The sequence below is a fragment of the Crocosphaera sp. Alani8 genome (genome assembly GCF_038442745.1).
Taxonomy (GTDB): Bacteria; Cyanobacteriota; Cyanobacteriia; order Cyanobacteriales; family Microcystaceae; genus Crocosphaera.
Genome location: NZ_JARVCN010000459.1, coordinates 1 through 20,845, shown reverse-complemented (window position 1 = coordinate 20,845; position 20,845 = coordinate 1). Strand labels below are relative to the sequence as shown.

The 20,845-nt window shown below is 44.3% G+C and carries 9 protein-coding genes; 1 reads left to right on the top strand and 8 read right to left on the bottom strand.

What is annotated here, in order from left to right:
- Nucleotides 1-127: 127 nt before the first annotated feature.
- Together sipA and P9B04_RS22470 are read right to left on the bottom strand one after the other, a co-directional pair.
- On the bottom strand, nt 128-376 hold the full coding sequence (gene sipA / locus P9B04_RS22475; RefSeq protein ID WP_342057191.1) for a regulatory protein SipA: 249 nt from the start codon (nt 374-376) through the stop codon (nt 128-130).
- Entirely contained in the window at nt 373-843 is a 471-nt protein-coding gene (locus P9B04_RS22470; protein WP_342057190.1) for a low molecular weight protein-tyrosine-phosphatase, read from the bottom strand. Before P9B04_RS22470 ends, sipA begins: the two co-directional genes overlap by 4 nt.
- 143 nt (nt 844-986) lie before the next feature.
- Between P9B04_RS22470 and P9B04_RS22465 the strand changes: the two genes are divergently transcribed.
- Nucleotides 987-2,396, top strand: coding sequence for an SGNH/GDSL hydrolase family protein (locus tag P9B04_RS22465; RefSeq protein ID WP_342057189.1), 1,410 nt, complete (start codon nt 987-989; stop codon nt 2,394-2,396).
- 55 nt (nt 2,397-2,451) lie between these two features.
- Here the strand turns inward: P9B04_RS22465 and P9B04_RS22460 are convergent, their stop codons facing one another.
- From P9B04_RS22460 to P9B04_RS22435, 6 genes are all read right to left on the bottom strand, one after another.
- Nucleotides 2,452-3,393, bottom strand: coding sequence for a glycosyltransferase family 2 protein (locus P9B04_RS22460; protein ID WP_342057188.1), 942 nt, complete (start codon nt 3,391-3,393; stop codon nt 2,452-2,454).
- Nucleotides 3,394-3,437: 44 nt separating this feature from the next.
- On the bottom strand, nt 3,438-4,235 hold the full coding sequence (locus P9B04_RS22455) for a SirB1 family protein (RefSeq protein ID WP_342057187.1): 798 nt from the start codon (nt 4,233-4,235) through the stop codon (nt 3,438-3,440).
- 37 nt (nt 4,236-4,272) lie between these two features.
- On the bottom strand, nt 4,273-4,842 hold the full coding sequence (locus P9B04_RS22450; protein WP_342057186.1) for a DEP domain-containing protein: 570 nt from the start codon (nt 4,840-4,842) through the stop codon (nt 4,273-4,275).
- Between the two features lie 24 nt (nt 4,843-4,866).
- Nucleotides 4,867-6,408, bottom strand: a complete 1,542-nt coding sequence (locus tag P9B04_RS22445) for an FAD-dependent oxidoreductase (RefSeq protein WP_342057185.1) — start codon at nt 6,406-6,408, stop codon at nt 4,867-4,869.
- Nucleotides 6,409-6,831: 423 nt separating this feature from the next.
- A complete protein-coding gene (locus tag P9B04_RS22440; RefSeq protein ID WP_342057184.1) occupies nt 6,832-17,745 on the bottom strand; it encodes a calcium-binding protein in 10,914 nt (3,637 codons plus the stop codon).
- 108 nt (nt 17,746-17,853) lie between these two features.
- Nucleotides 17,854-20,772, bottom strand: coding sequence for a LamG domain-containing protein (locus P9B04_RS22435; RefSeq protein ID WP_342057183.1), 2,919 nt, complete (start codon nt 20,770-20,772; stop codon nt 17,854-17,856).
- Nucleotides 20,773-20,845: the final 73 nt, after the last annotated feature.

Below are 20,845 nucleotides of genomic sequence, written 5' to 3'. Positions count from 1 at the left end.
CAAGCCCTTGCCTGGACTAGATTTAGTCGATGCGACATTTTTGCGTCGCTCCCAGGAAACCTCCTCAGTTTATACGCCCCATCCCGACACTGATCTTCGGTACAGTGCGGGGCTTCTCGCAAGGAAGCTAAACATCTTTGTGGGATGACTCTGGAGGGGCAATAACAGCAATGTATTGACTTTCCACCAAAAACATTCCTTGGGCAAACTTGACCCCCCAATAACCCCCAGGTCGACGATCTACAACCATACCTTCATCCCCCACATCTAAGATATCAGAGGGTCGTAACATGGGCATGGGATCGGCTGTCTTCAGATAGGGGGGTTTACTAACCAAAGAAACTTTACTACCTACGGCAATCTGTTGTTCGTTCATTCTTTTATCACTTCCTCCAATAATCCATCACAAGCATCCAATAATAAGCTAATAACGTGGTCAAACCCTGCTTCTCCCCCATAATAGGGATCGGGGACTTCTTGATCTCGATGTTGACTAGCAAAGTCACACATCAAACGGACTTTATGGCCATATTGATTATCTCGATCGAGTTGTAAAATGTCGCGATAGTTGGAACGATCCATAGCCAAAATTAAGTCAAATTTTTCAAAGTCCGATGCTTCAAACTGTCTAGCTTGTCCCACTAATTTAATACCCCGACGGGCGGCAGCTGCTTGCATTCGTCTATCAGGAGATGCCCCAATATGATAACTAGATGTTCCTGCAGAATCGCAAATGATCTGTTTTTCTAACCCTTTTTGTTGGATTAAATAGTTCATAATATTTTCTGCTGAAGGAGAACGACAAATGTTACCCAAGCAAACAAATAGTAACTGGTACGTCATAAATTTTCTAAATGATGGTTAAACTAGAGAATCAGTGAATTTACAGGGGAAGCCTTAAATATCTTTTGTGGATTCTTTACCCTATTCAATGCTAAGGTTTGACCAATAATTTTGTAAACCTATTTTTACAGAGGAACGATTTAATGCTGAAATTACCGAAAAAAAAGCGCTCTTACAGTTCTTATTACCAAAATTCTTACTACAAAAACGGCAAAACCTCTCCTAAGATATCTTTACTGGGAATTGTCATCGCTGTACCGGTTTTAATCATTCTCTCAGAGTTTTTAGCCCAAACTTACTTATCTATGACTGGAAAGGGAGAAACCAGTAGGGGGACTTCTCCCATAGCTGAAGCTTATAAGTTAGATTTTCGCACCGCCAATAATCAACCTATCGAGGGATTGAAAAACCAGGGTAGCTTAGTGGTGAAGCGCAGTTCAACAGCAGGTTATCAATTAGCTAGTCCCCAACAAAGCGAATTTTTCTCTATCAATGAACAGGGGTTACGGGATAATGATCCGGTTCCCGTAGCGAAACCGAAAAATGAGATTCGCATTTTTATCTTAGGTAGTTCTACGGCTTTTGGGCAGTTAAATCCTAACAACGATAGTACCATTAGTCATCAACTAGAAGCCCGTCTGCGACAACGGGTTCAACAACAAAAAAGTTCCCCTTCTACCTATCGACCAGATGTTTTTCCCTTTTTTGTTCCTTCACGACAAAAGTTAATGAAGTTACCTCCTAAAATTCGTGAGGGTAATTATCGGGTCATTAATGCAGCTGTTCCTGGTTATACTTCTGGTAATCAACTGTCTCAAATGGCTTTAAGAATTCTTCCTTATCAACCGGATTTGATTGTCGTTTTGGACGGTTATGGAGACTTGATGTTGCCTAGTAATTATGCACAAAGCGATGTTCCTCACATCGATGAATTTTTGGCTGATGCAAAGGGACATTTTAAGAATTCTTTGAATTTTTCGGCGGATCAATGGATTAATGACACAGGTTTAGTAAGAACTTATAATTCTTTTGCCAATCCCACAGAAAATGTCCCACAAAAAGTCGATACTAGTTTACCGATTAATATGGATGGTAAGGCTTTAAACTCTTATTTACCTGATAATAAAGATGAGTTACAACGTCGAGTTAATCGTTATCGGGAAAACTACAAACAATTAATTCAGATGTCTGCTAGGTTGAGAATTCCTGTTGTTTTGGCAGTTCAACCGGAGATTACTTCTCGTCCCATTGAAAAGCTTTCTCCTGACGAAAAGGCAATTTATGATCGCTTAGGAAAAGATTATTTAGAGAAGTTTCCTCCAGCTTATCAAAAGTTTGTTAAAGCGACTCAACAACTAGGACAAATATATCCTAAAAATGTTAAAGTTTTAAACTTTTATCAAAGTAATTCTAATTTCCCGACTCCTATGTTTACCGATACTGTTCATTTAAATGAAAAATCTAATACTGTTTTGGCAGAAACTTTGTACAATTCTATTACTTCCTGGGAGAAAATTCAGATCATTCCTCAACATTTCTATTTGAAAAACTAAGTTTAAAATGGGGAAAAGATTTACTATTTTCTCTACTTTTCCCTTATTCTTAATGCTAACTAGGGTTGTTTTTCATTTCTTTATGAGCAGAATAGACTCCTTGAACATTGTACCAATTGAGAAAAACTCGAGCAAGTTCTAGGGCTAATTGAGGTTTACCTTTATTAATTAACCATTGTAAAACAGGGGAAAGAGTCCGTTCATTTAATGTCCCACCTAACGACAAAATTCCCCATAATATGCGGTGCAGTAGGGTCATTTGGATCATCAAACGTACCTCAAAGGTGGGATGTTTTTGATAGAATAAAACACCCATTCTTCCCCGTTGAATTTCTTTATCAATTAAGTTAGGAATTTGTGCTAAATTAAATGGGGGATGCCAGTGATAGCCTGGTGCTTCGGGGCATTTAATTAGTTTTAATCCTAGCTCTTTCAGTCTAACTCCTAGTTCTAAATCTTCCCATCCGTACAGTTGAAATCTTGTATCGAATAGTCCTACCTTTTCTAACCATTTACGAGCGATCGCTACGTTTCCAGTGGCAAAATAAGCAGCAGAATAATCTGTTATTTTGTAGGGTTCAGATCTGGGATCATCGAAGTTACAAGTGTTAATTACTGCGCCGTAGGTAAATAGACGATCGTTGCCTAGTTTTTTCCTACCCTCAACCAAGGCGTTAGCATGGCTTTGCAAAAAGGTTTCTGTTACCACTAAATCGCTATCTATAAAGATAATTATATCACCTTTTGCTTTATTTACCCCCAAATTTCTAGCCGCCGCTGGACCAAGATGATCTTGAGAAAAACGAGAAACATGAGGAAAGTTATGCTTATTTTCTTCTAACCATTCTAGGGTTCCATCTGTTGATCCATCGTCAACTAAAACCACCTCATAACCACTAACTTTATCATCTTTTAATTCCTGTTTTTCTAAGGCTTTTAGGCATTTCTCTAAAATGGGTTTACGATTGTAAGTAGGAATGACAACACTTATGAACACAGCTTTAATAACGAGTAAATAACATAGAATAATTTACTATTAGTTTAGCGCATCTGTTGCAGAAGTTGACGAATGGTTTGAGCATCTTCTGCGGTGGGTAAAATGGATAAGTATAATTGTAGATCAACTGTGGCTTTTTCCCATTGTCGCAATTGATAATATAATAGACCTCGATCCCGTATTTCTAGAGGATGGTTGGGAAATAATTGCAACAATAATTCTATGATGCGCAACATTTTCGGATATTCTTGACGGTTGAGATAAATGTATTTTAGGTTTGTTAACATTCTGCCTAAAATTTGTTGATTACTTACAGGGGATAAAAAGTGATCTTCTAGGGTAATAGGTTGTTGATAAATTTCCTGTAGTTTTACCTCGCAATCTTCTTTAAATAAAATTTCTCCTTTATTAAAAACATCCACAAAAATCCCTACATCTTCAAACTGGGGACGAATAAGAAAATGACCTGGCATCCCGATACCAACCATAGGAAAATCAAGACGCTTTGCTATTTCTAAATAAACCACAGATAGGGTAATAGGGATGCCTGTTTTTTTATCAATTACTTCATTTAGATAGCTATTATCGGGATCGTAATAATTATTAGTATTACCTTGAAATCCTAATTTATCAAATAGAAATTTATTTATAGTCTCGATTACTTTTAAAGGATATAGTGGTGGATTTAATTCCTCTTTTATTCTCTGGGCAATTATATCTAAAGTTGTTAAATAGTCTTGGATTTCTAGTCTAGGATACTCGTATTTTGCGTAAATTAACGCTGCTTTTGCTAGATGAATTTGGGAATCGGGTTTATTAGTTTCTTGGGAAAAGGACTGCATACAAAATTAGTAGTTTCCTCGATGTTATCATATTTTTCTAGCTGTTAACATCTTCATCTATATAAAAACGATAAAATAAAAACTTATTTTCAAAATCGTGTTGATCATGGACATGATGAATAAATTTTTTATCAATTAATTGTTGACCTATACTTATTGCTTGTTCTGAAGAAATAGACAAATTCTTGGTCATCCAATCTACTAACTCACTACCAACAAAAGATTTTGGATATACTTTAAGAAGATAACGACGATCCTTAATTTCAATCCCATTATCCCCCCTGATTTTGTTAACAATCTCTTCTAAATTACTACTGGTTATTCCCTTACTTGTCTGTTCATATTTAATTAGTTGTACTTCATCACTTTCCCTCCAGATGATGAACCCTGTTATGTCCTCCAATAATAAATATTCTTTTTGTCCTTTGCTATCTAAAAACTTCTGTTTTCCGTAAGATTGAGCTTCTTTTTGTTGTTCTAAACTAAAAATTTTATCTTTAATAAATAGCTTATTTTTAAAAATCAAACCAGGTAAATATTCCGTTATATCTTGTTGCTGTTGCACTAAATTGCAATATCTTACTTGTTTATGATCCAAAATTTTCATCGGTCTTTCTCCTTATTTTTATCCTCAGTTTTTATTATAGTCTCCTCCTGATCCATATTTCCAAGAATCTAGCCAACGATGATAATAATATTGTTGCTGTGGGGATAAATTAGTTGTCAGAGGTTTCAACAATTTTCCAACAGGATATAGTCCACTATAGGCAGCTAAACTTAAATAGTGTATTGTCCAATCTAAAAGGGGTTGTACTCCTACTTGCGGCAAGATAGGAAATACTAAGCTAGGATTGACTAGAGGTAAGGTTTTCATCAAAGCAGGAAATTGGATTACATCTTGTAAAAAGGGTTTTAAAACTTCGTCCCCCAGTTGATCCATCACTTGAAAAACTCCACTCATTAAATCATTTATTTGGTTAGGAGAAACCTTTTGATTGATTTTAACACTCATGGTTTTTTGAAACAGCCAAGTTACGGAAATATTGGGTTGATATGGTTGTAACAAGGACAAGGAACTGTTATCTAAACTATCAACTTTTAATGCTTCATCTATACCTAAAGTTAAGCGTTTTAAATGACGAACCATAGATCCAAACCCACCAAAGCTAACAGGAGATTGACCACCGGCACTATCTCCAACGGGTAAGATTCTATCCCAAGGCATTTTCAAAGGACTATCTTGATAAGCAGGAAAAAACCCGAATAAAAACCGTTCAAACTTTAACTTGTCTAACTCTGTACCTTGATATTCTGGTAATAGTTTTAAATACTCTTCCATGAAGAATTCTAAACTAAAACGGTCAGGTTCAGCATCCACATAAGTAAATAAATAAGTTGTTCTTCCATCCCTTGCCGGAAACGCTTCCCAAAAGTATTGACATTGGTTTAAAATAGGTGTAAAAGAGGCAATTAAATCTCCTGTGTCGTTGTTAGCATAACCTTTGGCACAACTACCCACGACTAAACAAATACCATCGGGTTTGTCCCCTTTTCTTGCTTGTTGAACAATAGGAGAAAAATGCCCCATTCCATCAATAAGTAAACGGGATTTGATGACGGTTTTACCAGCACTCACTAACACCCCATTGTCATAGATTTTAGCTGAATTAAAGGGCGTATTCTCTAATAATTTTCCCCCTGCTTCTAGAAATTTTTGCTTTAGTGTCTCTAATAAAAAAACAGGGTCAACTCCAATATTTAAAACACCTTCAACCCACAGTTCATATCCTTTATGAAAACTTACTCTCCCTGGATTATATTCCGTTGCGATCGCTTTTTCTAATTCTTCTGTTGATAATAAACCAAGTTCCACAAAAGTATCCATTTCTTCACGAGAAATATTCCATTCTTGCTCTCTTCCTTTTAATTTTCCTTTCTCGATTAAAACAATATTGTATCCCCGTTTTTGTAGTGTGGTAGCAATTAAAATACCTAGAGTACCACCACAAATAATAATATCTGCATCAAAATCAGCCAAACTTTCCTTGGTTTGAGTAATGACGCTTGGATAGGTTAAATTTTCGTTGCGTAAAGCTTGCCAACGACTATCAGCATACTTTAATCCTTTAAGGGTATTTTCTGGCAAATAAGAAAGATTAGATTGTATATTCATTAATAAAATAGATAACTTTAATATATATTATTCTTAATTGTTCTTATTATATAGCGTTTCTCGGACTCATGAGGTACACCTAACTTCTGCCTCCTGCCCCCTGCCTTCTGCCTCAAAGAGATAACTTCTGTACCTCACAAGTATGGGAACTGCTATAAGAGCTATTTTACCAAGAGAATCTAAAAACCTCTCAGTTCTTAGTCAAGAAGGCTTTAACCTAAGCTGAGTCAAGTCCTTGTCCTCTCTACAATAAGCCGTCTGCCTCTTTCAGAAAATAAGATCGGTTTGAGAACAAGAGTTGGTATCAGAGTGGCGATCACAGATAAATTGGGACAGAAGCTCTTGGTTCAGCAAGGACCAAAAAAAGGGTGCATGAAGAATACACCCAAAACTCGCAATCATGGCTACAGACAAAAAGCTCTTTTAGCCAAAGACGAAGCTATTAGCGGTGACATCACTGGCAGTTACACCGAGTAATTTAGCTAACTCATCGTCTCCTAAACCAATGGAGGTATCAGCACCGTGTTGAGTCAGGGTTAAATCATCAAAACCGATACCTAAACCACTGATTCCTAACATATCCTCTTCCAGGTCAAAGTCGGTGATGGTATTAGCAGATTCAGGTATTTCACTAACAGCAATCCAGAATTGATCATCTCCTGCTCCACCGGTAACAGTGCTATCACCCCCTAACATGAAGAAGCGATCCTCTCCTGCTCCTGCTAATGCGCGGTCATTGCTACCAAGGATAAAGGTATCATCCCCTGACTGTCCGTAGAGACGGTTGTTACCTCCACCAGCAGAGGTATCAATTAAGTCATTGCCTGCTCCACCAAAAACTAGCTCATCACGGCCTTGAAAACTAGGGGTAACAGCGACCTCGAGGGTTTCCCCGTTAAGGCTCCCAAACACAGGGGTTAAGGATGACTCAGCAAATAACGAGTCCTGAATATTGGGATCATCGAGATTTACACCAGTTAAGATAGCTAAAACTTCATTTTCAAAGAGAATGTTGTTGCCCTGAAAAGTCAGCTCATCTTGGGTTAAGCCATCAACTAATTCTAAAAGGTCTACACTGGGCAAGAAGTCAGTAATCGTATCAGTTCCTTCACGAGGGGACAAAGCAAAAGTATCATTTCCAGCTCCACCAGAAAGAAAGTCATCTCCAGTTCCGCCATTTAGGAAGTCATCTCCTGAGCCCCCTTCTACAGTATCATCCCCAGCTCCTGCAAAAATAGTGTCATTACTGTCATTTAATCCTCCAATCTGTTCATCCGTTTCATCTCCGTTAAATTGCCCTGTAAGTAGCAGTGAATGAATTTGCTCAAGCCGCTGAGTTGCTTCGGCTTGGGTAATAACACCGCGAGCAAAGTCATAGATCAGCTTTGGGACTTCGTCATAGCTTACAGGTTTTGAGAAAGCGACAGCATCAGGTAAAGCAGAAATATCGTCTAATGCTTCACCTTCCCTCTCAATAACCGTCTCAAGGACTTGTAGATGCTCGACAATGAACTGGCTCAGGACATCAATGGCTTCAACTTGTGTGTTTGTATCGAGTAAGCCATCGCTAAGCTCATCGATAGCTGCCATAATGAATGGATCGATGACAGATCTAAAACTATTGAAGTTTTCCAAATCAGCCGCATCTTCGAGTTGCTGAGTTGTTAAAGCGACCACTTCAATAGCAGCATCATAGACATCCTTTTCAAAAGTTCCTGTTAGCCCTCGCAAGAACTGAGTTACTAAATTCAGTTCGCTCGTTATCTTGGTGTGATGGAGATAAACCGAGCTTGCCCTTTCGTCCCCTTCATTCAAACCATTCACCACATGGAAATCATCTAGAGCTACTTCAGGAGCAGTTTCAAATACAGCTTCCACTTCTAATTCAGCTGTTTCCGAGTCGATTCCCAGTTCAATTAGCTTTTGTTTGAGGGTGGTCAAAGGAGTGACAGCGGCTCCTTGAGGTGAGCCAATATAAGGAACATTCACAGGCTGCCCACTAGAAGCCTCAATGCCACCAATGGCAATGATGCGTCCTTCATGGTCTTCAATGGTACCACTACTATCCCCATCAAAAATTCTTAGAGGAATATCTAAGAAATAGCTACCATCAGCATTGGTGATCGTGGAGGGTTCCCCAGAGTCGAGTTCACCATTGAAGTTAGCATCAAAGAAGACAGTAGCATCCTGAATTAGACCCTGGGAAACAGTACCACTACTGTCCCCCCCTATCTCAAACTCAAAGATGGTGAACTCAGCAAGACGTTGATCATAAACCGTCTTCATAATCTTAAAGAAGCCCAGATTTAAACCAACTTTAACGATGATTTCGAGGAAAGCATCCAAGGAACCAGAGAAATCAAAGAGTTCTAAGGGGTTAGCAATGCGCTCAACAATTTCGGATACCCGCAACTTACCATCGCTGAGACCTTGATTTTCTCCTCCATCTACCACATCTAGACCTACAATGCCTTCAATACCACCCTGGGCAGTAATGCTGGCAATCACGGCATTGACATCAACTCCGGCCGTAATGGTGGCATCAAATGTCAGTTCATCTACATCATCCCCAGCATCATCTACATCACTTAGGTAAAAGCCATCCGCTAGGAGATAGGAGTCTTCGAGATCATAATCATTAGTCGCCCATTCAGAGAGACCGAAAGTATCAAAGCCGACTTCTAAATCAGAGGTTAAGCTAAAACCTCCACCAAAAGCACCGTTAATTCCCGCAAAGATGGGGAAACTCCTAGAAAAGTCGAAGGACAAATCCAGTTCCGGAATATCATAAGTAATCAGGTCTACATCTTGTCCGAAGAGGAGATTTATAGCTGTAAAGGGGTCTTCAAGTAAGGGTAATCCAATTCCCAACTCATCAATCTTGTCAAATAGTTCGCTAAACCTCCCGCTTATACTCTTGGCTTGTTCTTCCCCATCTTTGTTCAGGCTAGTGTTGCTACTATCTGCATTGGTTTCTGGATCTGCACTTTCGGAGACTTCGTTGTCTTCATCAGCGACATTAAACTCGAAGGCATAGTCGCCGAAGTCAAGGGTAATTCCTTCTTCGAATCCTTCAATCAGCTCGACAATTTCGATAAGTGTTTCAACAGCATTGAAGAATTCCTCATACTTGAAGGAGTTACCGCCCTGAGAAAGGGTATCTGCCAAGAAGATGGCAACATCGAGGATGGTATCTCCTCCAAAAAGTCCAGAAAGACCGATTGAATCAATAAGATCAATTTTTGTGGTCAAAGCATCAACAACATCAGAGATACCAGTTTCATCGAGTAAGTCGTTCACCTCGGTCACTAAAGGGCCTAAGAGGTGGTTAACGAAGCCCCCAGCATCTAGTGTGATGTTATTGAACGCGATGTTGAATTCGCTATCAGCGATGGTCGAAGTTTCTTCCCCATTTGCAGCATTAAACAGTGGCAATTCTGACTCTAAATCGAAGGTAAGCTGTGGGAAAGAGGTGCTACCGTCAAAGGTGGTGGCGACGGCAAAGTCGAGATTTGCAGTCCCGTCTAAACCGTAAGTGATGAAGTCGAAGATGTTGGTTTTATCCGAGCGAAGATCTGTTAAGTCGCCAATAGTGAGGATTTTTGTCTCATCCTCATCTCCATCCTCAGATTCGTCGTTGGGGTTCTGCAAACCGGCATTAACCGTGACCTCAATGCCTGTCCCACTGTCTAAATTGCCACTGTCAGTTCCATTATCAAACTCAACTTGAAGGAAGGCGATTTCGCCAGTTGCAGCAAAAGCGGTGCTGTCATCGCTGCCATCACTAAGCGTCAGAGAGGCACTCGCCTGGAGATTTGTCCGGCTGATCGTATCTTCCTCGTCATCACCGACACCGTTACTATCGTCTTCGAGGGTATCATCTCCTCCATCGTCTTCCGTGGATACGGGCGTAATGTCGAGATAGAAGCCATCCTCAAGGCTAACGCCGAACCCGAGATTTGCTTCATAACTTAACGCAAAATCTAGAGACCCTTCAGTGTCAATGCCCAGCCCTAATGCCGGCAAACCCAGGTCCGCATCTAGGGCTATGGATTCCATTAGCTCGTCGCTGTAGCTGACCAAAAAGGCGATGTTGGTCGCTTCGAGGCTTGTAATCTCAACCGTCAGATTGTCTACCCCGATATCTTCTGCAAGGACAGTATTGAATGTCTCCGTTAGAGAATCAGCGGTGACGTATTCGAGGTTGCCAACTTCAGTAACAAGGTCGTTCAAGAAGTCTTCAATGGGCTGGAAAACAGAGAGGCTACCCACGATGGGGAGGGAGAGGTTATCGAGGGTGTCCTGAATGGAGAGGAAGCCTTCGATCAAAGCATCCTGGGTTTCTGCATTATCAAACGCGCGATCGATGATGTTGATACCTTGGGTCGGCAGTTGGAGCCCGTTGTAATTGGAGTCCGTGCTGGACGCAGAATATTCCAGAATGCTGGTATGAAAATCTCCCGTTTCGACCACGCTATCGTCCACACCGACAACGGTAACCGGTTGTAGTTCGAACCAATTATCAGAGGTAAAGGTCAATGCAAAGGTTTCCGTAATGCTGCCCGAGCCGTCGTCGAAGCCGACAGCAACGTCGGTGAAGGTATAAGTTGCAGTCGTGCCTGTGCTAATGCCGGTGCCTGCCGAAATGATATTTAGCACCACAGTAGCTTCGTCAGAACCAGCTACCGAGTCAACAAGAAAATCGGTAGCGACGCTGGCTGTAGTGCCATCACTGAAGGTAATCATATTTGCAGAATCTAAGGTCAGTGCCGAGATGCCAGCGTCATTCACACGCAAACTTATTTGATTTGTGCTGCTGTCATAACTCAGAACTTCTAGGATCACGTCAGTGCTGTTCCCTGTGCTGGCATCTAGCGTGATAGTGACATCAGCCTCAGGCTGGCTGAGCAGCGACACAAAGAACTCACTGCCGGTGGGGTCTCCCTCCACGACGGTTGGAGTCCCCCCAATCTCAATGATGCGAACACCGGGCTTGTCGTTGTCCTGAATAATTAGGCTGCTAGAAGAAGCATTGCCAATGGTGTAAAGCTCGCCACTAGTCAGGGTAACGGTCACGCTTTCGCCTTGAAGCGTTGTGGTGTTACCGCTCTTCAGGGTTAAGGTGTCGCTCAGGCCGTCATCCAGTTCGACCGTAACCGAGGTGCTGCCCTGGTTACTCACCAGAATATTCTCAGACGTTACGGTGACTGTGCGATCGCCAAAGCTCAGTTCAGTGCCAGCCGGCAGCGGCACGGATTGGAAAACCGCTTCACTGGAACCTGGCGTGCCGCTAATATCTGCAAGCTGAACTGTGGTGGCACTATCGCTGCTGATGACGGCACCGGCTGCGACGGTGGCGGTTGCACCACCGGCAAAGGTCAGTAAGGTTCCTGGGCTGAGGGAGGTGGTAAGTCCAGAGCTGTCATTGAGAGTCAGCTCGATCGTACCGGCAGAGGCGCTATAACCACTACCGATGAAGGGACTGACGTTAATGCTTAGCCCGATTTCTTGGCTTTGCCCAGGCAGGATGTCTTCGTTAACAACAAACGCTTCATCACTTGCTGATGTCAAAGAGACAAGCGTTTGAGGGGCATTTTGGATTTCGGTTAAAACAAGATTCGGGTTAGCACCCTGCACAAAGAAGTTGAAGTTGGTAACGCCCGCTTCCTGGACCGCCGAACCAATATTCAAGGTTTGTAAGGTGCTTGCAGGATTGGACTGAACCTGATTGGCGAGGACCCTCCCGGTATCTAAGTCATAGTTGAAGATAAAGTCATTCCGAGTCAGTTGGGTCGCCAAATCGTAAGGCGTAGACAGCAGCTCCGTCCCATTGAGCAGAACCTGCATCTCCCAGGCTGTCAGCTCGTTGGTAATGCCGTCCCCAACAGTATTGTTACTCCCACGTCCTGAGATAATGCGATCGCCATTGAGGTCAGTCCCCGCAAACCCCAGCACCACTTGATAGCCGTTGCTACCAGTCCAAGTCCCGACAAGGCTGCCGTCAGCGGCGAAGCTTAAATCGATGCCCTCAGTTTTGAAGTCGTCGATGGGGAAGGCAATGAGCGGGCTACGGGTCTGCCCTGGTGCGATCCGAGCTACCCCCGAAATCGGTTGGACATCTGCTGTCTCTGTGCTGCCGATCGCATCTGCGGTTCCGCCAATAGTGTAGTTGACTTCGATGCCAGTACTGGTGCCGTTGGAGCCATTGGGGGCAGGAGTATCAAGAATAACAGCAAAATAACCGGGGGAATTGGCTTCGTTCGCACCCGCAATGGTTTGTACTGAAGCAACGGGGAGGTCGTCGTCTTCAATAAACACCTCTACCGCAAACTCATCGATGGTGGGATCAGTAGCAATGATAGCTTCGTCACTTGCTAATGTGAACGAAATGGCACTTTGAGGCGCATTCTCAATTTGGGTTAAAACGAGGTTTGGGTTGGCTCCCTGAACGAAAAAATTGTAGTTAGTGACCCCACTTTCCTGAACGGCTGAGCCGATGTTCAAGGTTTGTAAGCTGCTTGCAGGATTTGACTGTACTTGGTTGGCGAGGATTCGCCCGCTGCTTAGATCGTAGTTGAACACAAAGTCATTCCGAGTCAACTGAGCTTCCAAATCGTAAGGTATGTCAAGCAGTCTCACATCATCTTGCAGCACCTGCATCTGCCACGCTGTCAGCTCGTTGGCAATGCCGTCCCCAACTGTGCTGTTGGTGCCTCTACCGGAAATGATGCCATCTCCGTTTAAGTCTTCCCCTGCGAAACCGAGCAGAACTTGATAGCCATTACTACCTGTCCAGAGACCCGTCGTCAGCCCGAGAAGGTTGTAAGTACTGTCTTCGCTGCTGACGCTAAAAGTAATAGAGCTGCTGTGGTTAAACTCCACCTCCGCATCATCCACGGCGCTCACTTCAACAGTTTGCGGGGTATTCCAGTTAGTGGCATCAAAAGTCAGTGTCAGCGGCTCACCAATCAATTCCCCTGTGAGCTGAATTTCGTTGTCTGCGGGAGTAAGCGTAATAAAGACTTCGTCAGTGGGCTGACTGTCCAACACGACACTGTAGAAATTATTGACCACACTACCTTCACCCAGCGCGTCGCCATTGGCCTCGATGGAAATGCCGGCCGTGTCATTATCTAAATTGATAACTGAAATATCTGTTGCCAGGTTTTCCTCAAAGGTCGCCGTTGAATCGGCCGTCACGGAGACATTACTGTTATCTAGACTGGCATTAACTGTTTTGGCGTTAGTGTTGCGGAGCGTGGTGGCTTCGCTGAGGGTGAGAACGGCCCCATTCCCAAAGGTTAAAACGGTATTCGCTGGCAGTGCCGAGCTAATCGCGTCGTCTAGCTGCAGGGTGACGATTCCAGTGGCTGGATCATAAGCCTCCGTAACCAAAATCGAACCGTCTGTGGTCGCCGTGTTCGCAGCTAGCACCGTGATATCTTCGTCGAGAGAGATCGCAACCTCCGTTGTAGACTCGCTACTCAAGGTGGTTGCATTGGCGACTGTGGCTGTAGTGCCATCACTGAAGATCAACTGTGTCCCGGCCGCCAAAGTGGTACTGAGGCTGACGTCGGTCAGTTCGAGACCAAGGGTACCTGCCGTGGCATTGTAAGCACTAGCGACCTGAACTGCTCCAGCATCCACTGTGACGCCATAATCGCTTTCGATTGAGAGTGCAATATTTTCTGCGATCGCACCTGCCCCCAACGCTGCCCTAGCGACGCTGACACTGAGCGCCTGATCTGTGCTGTTGCTGACGACGGTGGTGCTATCAACCGTTACAACGGTGCCATCGCTGAAGTTTAGCTCTGTTCCTTCAGGGACATTGGTTTCAGCGATACTGATGTCATCAATTACTACTGTGACCGCCCCACTGCTACCGCTAGAGGCAATTAGGGGAATAGAATCGTCGTTGTAAAAGCTGTCGGCACTGCTGACAGACGTCAGGATGTCAAAGGCAATATTTCCATCATCGACACTATCATTCTGTCCAGAGACCGTGACGGTTTGGGCGGTATCCCAATTAACCTCGGTAAAGACCAAGGTGACGGCTTCATCGGCTTCTCCCGAATAGAATCCTGTGGCACCGGTTGCGATCGCAGAGCCTTGAGTTAGGACAACCGAGACCTCAGCACCTCCGTCGGAATTGTAAATGGTTGTCTCGGTGGAAACAGTCGCCGAGATTTCCCCATCGCCAAACTCAAGAACAGTACCCGCAGCCAGGGTTTGACTAAAAATACCGGAGTTATCTATTCGGATGCCAACCAGTCCGGTCGCCGCATCGTAGGCTTCCGTGACTTCAATATCCACTGCCGTTGATAGTAGACCCTCAGAAATATCGTTGGTGCCGAGTCGGACTACTACCGGTGCTTGCGGCTGCGTATCTAAAACCACTGAAAAACTGGCGGGGGTCCCATCTTCAGATGTGGTCAGAGCGGTGCTGCTGATGGTGACTCCGGCAACATCATCATCGACGATAGTCAAGGTTTGGGTGATGCCACTGGTGCCAAAGTTATTGGTGGTGGTGGTTTCATTGATTGAAATGGTCTCAATGGAGCTTTCATCACTAAGGGTAATGTTGACTGATGTACCACTATTGCTAGTCAAAGCGGTATCCGCATCAACGGTGACTGAAGCACCCCCGCTAAATACCAGTTCCGTACCAGCCTGGAGAGTCAAATTGGTCAACGTAGTTTCGTCGATGGCCAAGCCCACTGTGCCACTGTCGCTATCAAAAGCACTGGTCACTATCAGCCCCGCACTCAGGCGGTAGCCGTCTTGACTGTAGGTGGTGGTGTCCCCCACTATCACGCCACTAGTCACCTCCCCACTAACTTCTTCCGATTCACTAGGGGAGGAAAACTCAATATTACTTCCTAGATCAGTGGTAAAAGTAGCTCCATCCTCGAAGCTCAGTACAGTCCCAGCGGGGAGAACAAAGGGTCGGAAGTCGTCATTATCAAGGGTACTGGTGGTTTCATCTGCTAATATCTCATTAATGGTGCTTCCCTCTCTGAGGGTCACTAAGACTTGAGTACCTTCACTATTGTTGAGGGTTGTGTCTCCATCGACGGTAACCACCGCTCCACCGCTGAAGGTTAGCTCAGTATCTGCTTCTAGGATGAGACTATTAACAGCTGCGTCAGCCACAACTAGCTCCACAATTCCAGTTGTGTTGTCGTAAGATGTAACAACTTGTAGTGCCACGTCTTCAGTATCATACTTGATATCTAAAGTTGTACCCCCAATCGTCGTTTCAACACCATCGACTATCAGAGGGACTTCTAACCCTGGTTTGTCGAAGAGGGTAAAAGTAATCTTCTCATCTCCTTCCTGGATCTGATCCGCAATAGGAGTAATCTCAATCCCTCTGACAGAGGTTTCTCCAGCTGCAATAGAAATCTCGTTGAAGGCTGCATTTTCATAGTAGAAAATATTCCCAGCCGCCGTCCCCAGAAAGGCATCCACATCCCCATCGTTATCGATATCGGTCAGTTCAGGTTTCCCCGCCTTCAGGGAACTCCCCACCGCGTCTCCTAAAGTCGTATCAGCACTTTCTACAAAATCTGGTACAGATGGCGTTCCTATATTTTGGTAGTAAGTTGAAGTCCCAGTGGCATTGATAACAAACAGATCCAGGTCTTCATCCCCGTCAAAGTCCCCAAAATCGAAAGCAGTATCCCCAGTCACGGATATCCCGCTCAGTGGGTTCCTACTATCATCCTGTAATTCAAAGCTCAATGCGGAGAAGTCGTCCCCCGTCATTACCTCGTAATAAAGAATTTCTCCTGAGGAGTTATCTCCAACAAATATGAAGGCTTCTAAGTTTCCGTCCCCATCGATATCTACTAGGTTGGGATAGATTTGCAGTGGTACCTCCACCTCTAAACCGCTGAGTGCCACGGAAGCATTATTATCAATTTGGAAAAAGAAATCGAAGCTGCCTGGATCTGAATCCTCTCCTGTTATATTTTTTAGAACAGCCAGACGTGGTGCTCTTAGAGACGTAGCATCACCGATAATGGCATCTAAGTCATCGTCCCCATCAAGATCAGCAAAACTCAGGACCGAAGAATTAATCGATAGTAACGAATCCAACTGGCTAAGATTGGTGGTTTTTCTAGCACTCGAAGAGTCAAATTCTGGGTTATTTGGTGTTCCTTCATTTTCAAAGAAATAGACTTCTTCATCTGTCTCTACAAAGGCATCTTGGTCTCCATCGCCGTCTATGTCTACTAGGGTTGGCGCACTATAAATGGTTCCACCACCATCAATGACTTCAGTTGCCTCGAAGAGCGGATTATTTGCTTCTGTCAGTTCAACAAATGCCGCAATGGGCAGAAAATCTTCTCCAGATATTGCTGTGCCACCATTAATTCCATATCTAACTTCAATATCGTTAAGAGGAGCTTCTGTTAGGGAAATCCCAAGCTCAAACGAATCGCCACTATCCTCGGTTAAGCTAGTGACATTACCAATTATTTGGGAACTGGCAATAATGTCTTCACTACTCGTAGATGGCAAGGAATCATTCTCTGTATCGCTATCAATGTCCTGATTCGTTACAGAAAGAAGAGTGCTTTCATCCCCGCCAATATAAGCTGAGGTGTTGTTATCGCTGTCTGTAGCAATATCTAGGGAGTAGGTTATGTTCCCATCAACGATCCCGTCTTCTACCCCAGTTATGATCACAGTTTGATAGACATCCCAGTTATCACTGGTAAAAGATAGGCTATTAGTGGAAAGGGTTCCTTCCGCCTCGTCAGCAGCCAAGCTTAAGCTAACTGTTTCGTTGCTTTCTGGCTGACTGGTAAGTCGTACAGCAAAGCTTGTAGATTCCCCTTCCGTTGTCACCAGAGCAGTTATCGGGGTGTAGATAATCGTTTCTGTTGGGGCATCAACGATGAACTCACTACTACCTAAATTGCTAGTAGCAACCGAGGTAATTGTTGCTTCTCCATCAGCAATACGGCTCAGAACGATCTCATCAGGACTAGTTTGACTTGTGAGTTGCCATAGTTCGCCACTGGATTGATCTTCACGAGCCAAGCCCACATTTAAACCATAAAGCCCATTGGTAACTGAGAATTCCTCTGCACCCCCATTGGCTAAAATTTGCTGGTTCTCAAAATCTATATTGAGATTGAAGTTATTAAAGCCTCTTAGCTGACTAATGCTGTAGCTGGCAATGGCTACGCCCATCGGGTCAAGCACTGTCATGGTGGCACTCAAAATTTCGTTTTCAATCTCATCAATAGCATTACTGGTTCCCCGTCCAGATATAATGCCATCTTCATTAGCATCACCTGTTGTTGTGATGTCGCTAAGTATCACTTCATAAGAGCCATCTGCTGAATCTCCAATCCAGGTTGCTGCGCTAATGTTGGTTTGAGTTGTAAAACGGGCGGTTTCTATTCCTGCGGTATCGTTATCGAGTAAATTTTACGAGCTAGTGGTGGAACCCTCCACAAGCTCGTAAAATAAATCGCTTACGTTGGTGCTTGCTCCAACGAGCGTGCCATCATTCCCATTACCTGTGATGTCAGTGGCAGTCCCATCATTGAAATTTAGGTACGTAGTTAGTCCCGTTTCGGTCCCTGTTAATGGGCTAAGATACGTCTCTTGAATTTCGGATTGGCTGCGGGCAATATTCCAAATGCGCACCTCATCCATTGACCCCTGGAAATCAGCATCAACTGCCCAGTTGCTCCGACCTAGAAACTGATTACTTCTGGTTATAGTTTGAGGGATATTGATGACCCCTGATGCTTTGAGTTCGCCGTTCCAATAAATAGCGGCGTTTCCAGATTCGTCAACGGTAGCAGCTACATGAACCCATTCGTTTTCGGGGAAGATGTCATCAGTCAGTATTTGTTGGTCTCCGGAGTTCCCATTTCTGATATTCCATGCCATTCGCCCTGTTGTGGTTTGCCACCCCAATAGAATATTGTCTTGATTTTGACCATTACCAAAGTCAAATACCCTCGCCCAAGACCGAGTAACATCTTCGTTGTAGACCCATGCCTCGAAGGTCATTGCACCACCCATTGCGCTGGCCGGTAATGATACATAATCGCCATTCCCATCAAAAGATGCGGATTGGTTGCCGCCTAAAGTCACTTCAACTTTTCGAGTCCCTTGGGCCACATTGTCATCTATGGCCACAATACCAATTTGAGCGTTGGATGCACCTTCTCCAATCGTTACCGTTCCCACAGTCGTGCTATCTAGGGTGCTCGCACTGGTAACAATCGTGTAGTCAGTCCCGATCGTCGCATCCTCACTGGAGATGCTAAATGGAATAGTCAGCCCTCCTTCAGGAGCGGGACTCGACAAACTGATATTGAATAGACCCGGCGCATCTTGTCCCTCTGTTGCCTCTTGAGTAGTTGTGACACCCACTTCTATCGGTGGGGGTAATTGAACTGATGCACTGCCTTCTGTGACTTTCAGCTTGACAACCTCTTCCCTATCCACCAAACTGAAGTCTTGGGAAAGTCCGCTGTAGTTACTGTCACTGCTGCTGGTTGTGACCAGGAGATCCAAGCTGGTTGTTTCCCCCAGATCTGAAACTGTAACGGTTCGGGCGACATCCCAATTCGCAGCGGTGAAGGTGAGGCTCTCAGTGCTTCCCGTTCCCTCACTGAGGCTTAAGTTTACTGTGACATTCGCGGTTGGCTCGCTCGTGAGTTGGACCTGAAAACTCCACTCGCCCTCAATAATGGCTATTTCTGAACTGTTCCCTTCCTGAAGGGTGTCATTAAAAGCATCTGCGATCGCAAGCCCTGGAATGTAAGCAGAGCTATCGATAATAGTAATCGTCGGTGCTTGGTCAACAAGAACTGCGCTGTCTTCAAAGGTGACGTTATCTGGATCGATCAGAGTGCCAACAGTGCTTCCGGTAACCTCCCGAACTGTCGAGCCGTCAACAGTACTGGTGTTAAGCGTATAGTAAGCTTCTAGCCCATTTTCGGAGCCAGAGAGGCTTGTGTTGAAGGTTGCTTGAATTTCTGATTGACTTCGGGCTGTACTCCAAAAGCGAAACTCATCAAGGGAGCCGATAAATGGGGGTCCGTTGAATGTCGGATCGAAGCCAATATAAAATTGGTTGAGATTTCTGATACGCCCCACGCTACCGCTTGAGGTTGCATCGAGTGCGCCATCAATGTACAAGGATAGACTAGCACCGTCATAAACAGCGGCAACATGGTGCCATTCGCCATCGTTGATAAGAGTAGAGCTACTGACGTTAACAACTCTGCCAGCTATGAAAAAGACTGACCCCTCGCCGACGCCTACGGCATGATTAGGCCCGCCAGAAATTATACCTCCGTCATCTTCCCCCATCCCAATTTTCACCCAAGTTTCCACTGTAAACGGGTCGCTTGGAGCAAGTACCGGTGCTGTATCGGTCTGAATATAGCTCGAACCGCTAAGTGCGATCGCCTGATTAAAGCCAACTACCTGAAACTGTTCATTTCCTTCTACAACTGCGTCGGGTAGAGCGGTGAAATAGATCCGGGCACTGTTGCTACCAGTGGGAATAAAAACAGAGTTGGTTGGGGGATTCCCGTCCGTAGTGCTGATGTCGAGCTGCGAAGCATAAAAGTCTGTGCCTTGGGTTGCGGAGGCATTCTGGATAACATAGTCAATAATTGCTCCCGGCGTACTCGTTACTGGCGTATCCAAAACCAGATCGACATACCCGACAAACGAAAGGCTGTTCTCAAACTCTGTATTGATTAAGGTTCCGTTGTTTCCGTTACTAGTTAGATCAATGGCGGACTCGTCTTCAAAGGGATAGTAGCCCACTAGGTTACTTTCATTGCCAGACAGGGTGGCGTATAGTGTCTGCTGAATTTCTGATTGGCTGCGCGCCCGATCCCAGATCCGCAGCTCGTCCACATCCCCTGCAAAATAGAGAATGTTGTTGCCTCGCCGTCCAACATTAAGGGCACTGCCATTCACTGTACTGCCTGTAGTTGTGTCGGTAGCTGTCGCTTCCAGTTCACCGTCGATGTAAAGCGAAAGGAGTTCGCCTTCTTTGACAAAGGCTATATGGTGAAACTCGGTATCATTAAGGCCTGTGGTCGAGCTGACGGAAGCAAAATTCGAACCATCAAAGCGTGCTGCCGCAATCTGCCCTGTTTCTCTGATATAACGAATAACAAACGGATAACCCCCACTGCCACTCCATTTTTCCAAAATGGCGACATCTGGAGTGCGGGTATCAGGCTGTAGCTCATCTGCTCGAACCCAAGTTTCTACCGTGAAGTCGTCATTGGCACCAAAGTTGATCAGCTCACTGTCTGGAATGGCAACATAGGAATTTATGCCATTGAGTGAAACAGCGTCACCCAAATCGACTGGAACCTCGAAAATATAGCAATCAGGAATGAGGTGTGAGAAAATGAAAGAATAGTAAATCTAGACT